This is a genomic window from Streptomyces sp. NPDC049040, from assembly GCF_043197715.1.
GTDB lineage: Bacteria > Actinomycetota > Actinomycetes > Streptomycetales > Streptomycetaceae > Actinacidiphila.
In genome coordinates this window covers 104,412-110,411 of sequence record NZ_JBICTO010000020.1, presented here as the reverse complement: position 1 = coordinate 110,411, position 6,000 = coordinate 104,412, and the positions used below count along the sequence as shown (strand labels likewise).

At 64.7% G+C, this 6,000-nt stretch carries 3 protein-coding genes and 3 pseudogenes; 4 read left to right on the top strand and 2 right to left on the bottom strand.

What is annotated here, in order from left to right; translation table 11 throughout:
• Positions 1-91 precede the first annotated feature (91 nt).
• Positions 92-769, bottom strand: coding sequence for a hypothetical protein (locus ACGFMP_RS32110; protein ID WP_393676901.1), 678 nt, complete (start codon positions 767-769; stop codon positions 92-94).
• A 204-nt stretch (positions 770-973) separates the two neighbouring features.
• Entirely contained in the window at positions 974-1,342 is a 369-nt protein-coding gene (locus ACGFMP_RS32105) for a hypothetical protein (RefSeq protein ID WP_393672762.1), read from the bottom strand.
• A 568-nt stretch (positions 1,343-1,910) separates the two neighbouring features.
• Here ACGFMP_RS32105 and ACGFMP_RS32100 point away from each other — a divergent pair.
• From ACGFMP_RS32100 to ACGFMP_RS32085, 4 genes and pseudogenes are all read left to right on the top strand, one after another.
• Positions 1,911-2,999, top strand: a pseudogene (locus tag ACGFMP_RS32100) (integrase core domain-containing protein).
• The gene (locus ACGFMP_RS32095; RefSeq protein WP_393676899.1) at positions 2,996-3,391 is read left to right on the top strand and encodes a polymorphic toxin-type HINT domain-containing protein; all 396 of its coding nucleotides are present in this window, start codon (positions 2,996-2,998) and stop codon (positions 3,389-3,391) included. The pseudogene ACGFMP_RS32100 and the gene ACGFMP_RS32095 overlap by 4 nt, the downstream one beginning before the upstream one ends.
• An 891-nt stretch (positions 3,392-4,282) precedes the next feature.
• Positions 4,283-5,379 (top strand): annotated as a pseudogene (locus tag ACGFMP_RS32090) (integrase core domain-containing protein).
• Positions 5,380-5,556: 177 nt separating this feature from the next.
• Positions 5,557-5,952 (top strand): annotated as a pseudogene (locus ACGFMP_RS32085) (transposase); the annotation flags it as partial.
• Between the last annotated feature and the right edge of the window lie 48 nt (positions 5,953-6,000).

Here is a 6,000-nt window from a genome sequence, read left to right as displayed (position 1 = left end):
ATCATCCGACAACACCAACTCGGCCTTCGGCCGACCCGTCCGCGCCACAAGCCAAGTCTACAGATATGAACAAAACTCCTGACTCAGAAGACTAGAAGGGCCTGAACATGTCCTCGGGCCAGCCCTCCGGGAGCTTGTTCGCGAAGACCGCGTAGAGCGGGCCGTACTCGCTCTGGGTCACGAGGAGTTCCCACTGGTCCAAGTCGTGGCACAGGTAGCGCCGGAGCATGCTGAGGAACTGACGGAACTCCTCGTCCGACAGGCGGCCAGTGGGTTCCTGGCTCGGGTCCATGCCGGCAGCGTATCCGTGCGATGACCGGCACGTCAGGGTTTCCTCCTTGTCCTCGTAGTCCTTGAACTCCACGACGGTGGGCGGCAACCATGCCTGGCAGGCGCGGTCCGCCCGCCACGCCTCCTCCACTTTGGCCTTGGCTGCTGGGTGCTCGCACTCAGGTGTGTGTGCGGGGATCACCATGTCGTCCGGCATGGGTTCGAGTCCGCTGACCCGAACTGCGATCAGGGCGACGGGGTGGACCGAGTGTCGAGCGGGCAGTGTCACCAATCGCCACCGGTAGCGCCGCGGTACTTCCTTGGCCCGCACGGGGGCTGTCGAGAGGTTCACCCATCGGTCGTAGTTGGTGCGCATCGTGCGCACCTCCATGCCGCACTTTGGGCATCCCTCGGGCTCGATCCACTCGACGTCGTCCGGATCCGGTTCGGGCGACGGGGCCGCTGTGGCGTCGTCTATCTCCGCCAGCTCGTTGGCCAACCGGTTCCAACACCGCTGGCATAGAACGACGTCGAGCGGCATGGTCCCCCGCCCGCATGCCGGCCGGTCTGGGTCGCGGCACTCCTCGCACACAAGGTCCTGGTTGGTGCGGTCTCTCCCCATACGTTCGAGTGTGTGTGCCCGTGAGCGGAGAGTAATAGGGCGAGATTGAGCCCACGTTGCCAGCCGTCCACCTGGGGAGGATCAGCGCCGGCGGTGAAGTTCCCGCCAGGCGTCGGTGAAAGAGAGCGTGATCGCACCGAGCCAGCTTGAGTCGTGGGGCTCGTCCCAGGTCGCTGGATCCTCAAGAACTGAGGGAATCTCGGCGCGAGGGATCGGTGGGCCGTAGTCGGCTCCTCTGCGCCCGTCCGGTGCAGTCCAGGGTTCGATGCGGTGCACATGCACCCACCCGCGATCGACCAGGCTGAGTACACCGCTCACTAGGTCGACTGGCTCGTAGTCCTCGCCATCATCTATGTCGGCCTCGACGTAAGCGAGAATGCCGGACGCCTCTTGCGCGCAGATCAACAGCGCATGCTCTACCGGGGTAACTGTCTCCCACACATCGTTCATGCGGAGAGACTGACAGGACGCAGTGCGATGCGCTGCACCGGCCCTAGCCTGGCCTTTCTCCCATCCCGTCTGCCGTCGGCCCGCACGTATGTGGAGCGGGCGTGGCTCAGGGCGTCAAGGTGGAGCGCCCTGCTGGACGAACGACCTTGACGCCCTGGGCCGCGACTGCTCGGCTTGCCCAGGTCGATGGCAGGTGGGATGGGAGCACCCCCACTCACCACGATGAACCTGCAGACGCCGGCGAGTTGGGGCCACCTCGGAGCCGGAGCGCCCCCGCCGGAGGCATCGTCTTGGCCTCGGCTGTGCGGGATCACCTCGTGCCGCCGGCCTCCCCCTCGCGGGCGCGCGCGGCGCGGGCCGTGCCGAGCGGGGCGGAGACAGGAGCGACGGCGCGGCCGAGCGCCGGACGCGCGCCCGGCGGAGCGATAGCGGTGTAGGTGCCGGATATTGCATCCGTGCTGGCACAGCCCTGGTGTCCGGGGTCAGCGGTGCCCGGTGGCAGTTGAGTGTCCGATGCAGGGAAGGCTGCCCGTGGAGCCGACTCAGCCGGCTGCGAGGATGCTCGACTGTGGTGCTGCGACTGCCGTACGTCACCCTGTCGACCGCCGTCAGCTTCATACGACTGCTGCCAATGAGCAGCCGCGAGAAAGACCTCGAGATCCTGGTCCTGCGCCACCAACTGGTGGTACTGCAGCGCCAGATAGGCAAGCCCCAACTCACCTGGTCCGACAGGGCACTCCTCGCGGCCCTGCTCCACCGCCTTTCCAGGGAGCGGCTTCGTCGCCTACATCTGATCGTCTCCCCGGACACCCTGCCTCGCTGACACCGCGAGTTGCTCCGACGCCGCCACGCGAAAGCCTCCCGCCCCAAGCACCCGGGCCGGCCCCGCACTGTGCGATCCATCCGCGTCCTGGTCCTGCGCCTCGTGCGAGAGAACCCCAGCTGGGGCTACAGGCGCATACACGGCGAGCTCGGCGCACTCGGCATCAAGGTAGCCGCCTCCACCGTGTGGACCATCCTCAAAGAACACGGCATCCCACCCGCACCCGACCGGCAGCACACCACCTGGGCAGCCTTCCTCCGCTCCCAAACCGAAGCCGTCCTCGCGGCCGACTTCTTCGAGACCAAGACCCTCACCGGCGCGACCCTGACCGTCCTTGCGGTGATCGAACACGCCACCCGACGCGTCCGCATCCTTGGCGTCACTACGCAGTCGACCGCCGCCTGGGTCACTCAGCTTGCACGCAACCTGGCCATGGACATCCAAGACTCCGGAGCGCGGATCACCTACCTGGTCCGCGACCGCGACGTGCGCTACCCGGCCCTCTTCGACACCGTGGTCGCCGATCAGGGTGTCGAGGTCGTCAAGACCGGGGTGAGAATGCCCCGAGTGAACGCGCTCATGGAACGCTGGATCCGCTCCTGCCGAGTCGAACTGCTCGACCGCACCCTCATCTGGGGCCAAACCCACCTCACGCACGCCCTGCGCGAGTACGAGCAGTTCCACAACGAACACAGACCCCACCGGACCCTCGCGGGGGCCGCCCCCCTACGCCCTCTCCCGGAACTCCTCACATCCGACCGGATCAACCACCTCGACGTCCGCAGACACGACCGCCTCAACGGCATCATCCACGAGTACCATCACGCCGCTTGACCTGCACGGACAGTATTCTCGGCACCTACAACCACGACCTGGACCTCATCGACCTCACCGTCGAAACAGCACCCGGCCACGCCACGATCTTGCACACCACGGCACAACATCCCTTCTGGGACGATACGTCCCACGCATGGGTGCTCGCCGGCCAACTGATCCCCGGCCATGCCCTCGAAACCGTGCACAACACCCACGTGCGCGTCACCGCAGTCCGAATCGCCCCGGGCGAAGCGGACATGTACAACCTCACCGTCGACCAGCTCCACACGTACTATGTACTGGCAGGCGAGACGCCAATACTCGTCCACAACGCCGCTGCTGGTGAGTGCTTCCGTGGCGGCCAGGCCGGGGGTGCCGCCGACTTTCGTTCCGAGGCCCAACGACTATAAGACTGACGCTGAAACTGGGTTCGTGCGTGAAACGCATGGAGTTTCAGTATTTGATAACTCTGAGAGCGTGTCATCGAAGGGGTTCATTCCGCATCAGATCGATGAGTCGAGTTTCCCGAGTACGCTCCGCGTGATTCAGCGCGGGAAAGACCCCTCGACATTTCGAAATCGTTCCAGCTCCAGGGGCGAATCTCACTCCTGGAGAATATGCGAAGGAACTGGCGAAAATAGAAACACGGTGAGGTAAAGAGGGGTGGGTGATGTGGCGTGTATGACCTGCAGTTTCCCGCTTATCTTTCGGGGTATGAAGCTGAGTCGGAAGCGAAAGGGTACCTTGTAGGTGTGAAGGTGGTACTGCCTGGGGCTACCTACGAACTGACCGTCTATGACGTTGCACGCTTGGCGCAAGAGGTTGTCGAGGAAGTGCAGTCTGGATTCTTTGCTGTAGCCAATCTGCTAGTCGTTCCTCGAGTAACTCGTGTTGATATCGCTCAAGCCGTAGAGCGAATGTCTCGAAGCGATTTCGAGGAACTCGTACCTCGAACGGAGTCGTAGCTCAGTCGCGGCTCTGGTCCGCGACGACCTACTTTGGTAGGGTGTCGTACTAAAGAAGCCCAGTCAGAATCAGGATCCATGCCAGAAGCCCCGCTGAAGGGACATCAGCGGGGCTTCTGGCGTCCTGACGGCAGTAGTTGACGGCAACGTCGCCGTCGCTGAGCGCAGGCTCCAGGCGAATCTGTCCCAGGACGACTTCGTCCTGGCCGGACTTGCTCCTGTCGATAACCCCATCCGCCCTGGTGGGAGGGTGTGTGAGAGATGCGGCATGTCCGGGTAGGGCGGCCGCTCGAAGGCCCTGGCCCGCACGGTGATGACAGGGAATGATGATCAACTGTGCTGCTTCGACTGGCCTACCTGACCGTGACGAACGCATTCGCGATGCTGCGTCTGCTCCCCATGAGCGATCGTGAACGGGATACGGAGATCGTCGTGCTGCGACATCAGATCATGGCGCTTGAGCGCCAACTCGGAGACGAGCGAGTCCGGTTCACACCGAGCGACCGCGCGTTCCTGGCAGCCCTGCTGCACCGGTTGCCACGGGACGTGCTGCGCGGACTGCGGCTGCTGATACGCCCGGACACGCTCCTGCGCTGGCACCGCGACCTTGTCGCACGCCGCCACGCTGCCATGTCCCGGCCGAAGCGTCCCGGACGACCACGAACCGTGCGCTCCATCCGGATCCTGGTGCTGCGGCTCGCCCGAGAGAACCCCAACTGGGGATACCGTCGCATCCACGGCGAACTCCTCGTCTGGACGTGAAAGTCGCCGCATCCACCGTCTGGGAGATCCTCAAGGACGCCGGCATCGACCCCGCACCCGAACGGCCCTCCAGCACATGGGCAGACCCTCTGCGCTCCCAGGCCGACGCCCTACTGGCCTGCGACTTCTTCGAGACTGTCACCTTGTCCGGGGCGCGACTATATGTCTTCGCGGTGATCGAGCACGCCAGCCGCCGGATCCGGATCCTCGGCACCACCGCCCACCCCACCGCGGTATGGGTGACACAAGCAGCGAAGAACCTCGCCATGGACCTCCAGGACGCCGACTGCCAGGCGAGGTTCCTGATCCGCGACCGGGACGGGAAGTTCCCCGCTCTTTTCGACACCATCCTGAACGACGCGGGGATCCAGGTCGTACTCAGCGGCGTCCGGATGCCGCGCATGAACGCGCTCATGGAGCGGTGGGTGCAGACCTGCCGACGCGAACTCCTCGACCGCACCCTGGTCTGGAACCAGCACCACCTGCTCCACACCCTGCGGGAGTTCGAGGACCACTACAACGCCCACCGACCGCACCAGGGCATCGCGAACGCCCGTCCCCACCAACCATCGCCGATACCGGCCGCGAATACGAGGCAGATCAACCACCTCGACATCCGACGACGCAACCGACTCGGCGGCATCCTCCACGAATACCAACATGCCGCCTGACCTGACGGATGACATTTTCGGCGGGAGCAGCGTGAAAGACGTCGACCTGACCAACTGGATCTGGACCGTGCGCCGGCAGACCACCCGTACTGCTTCAAAATCCCTTCACAACTGCTGACCTGGTCTGATGCTCCCAACCGGACGACCATCCGGCATCATCGCAACGTGCTCGTACAGATGGTCTACCTACTCGCCACCCGGATCTTCGCCTGTCTTGTCCTGCTGTGCCGATCCTCCGCCGCCAAGAACGCCGAGATACTGGTCCTTCGACACGAGGTTGCAGTGCTGCGCCGGCAAGTCGACGCCCCGAAGCCGACCTGGCCCGACCGCGCACTGATCGCCGCTCTGTCCCGGCTACTGCCGCGGATCCTGCGCGGCCACCGGATCGTCTCTCCGCGTACCCTGCTGGCCTGGCACCAGCACCTGGTCAAACAGAAGTGGACCCAGCCCCGATCGCCAGGACGGCCACCGGTATCCGACGAGCTGCACAACCTGATCATCCGGCTCGGCGTCGAGAATCCCCGCTGGGGCGCCCGCCGCGTCCACGGCGAACTGCACCGCCTCGGCCACAAGGTCAGCGCATCCACCGTCCGCCGCATCCTGCGTCAAGCCGGCCTCGGA

Bases quoted from the DNA above. Each gene is read 5' to 3' on its own strand.
- ACGFMP_RS32105 (WP_393672762.1), bottom strand. From the start codon at position 1,342: ATGAACGATGTGTGGGAGACAGTTACCCCGGTAGAGCATGCGCTGTTG.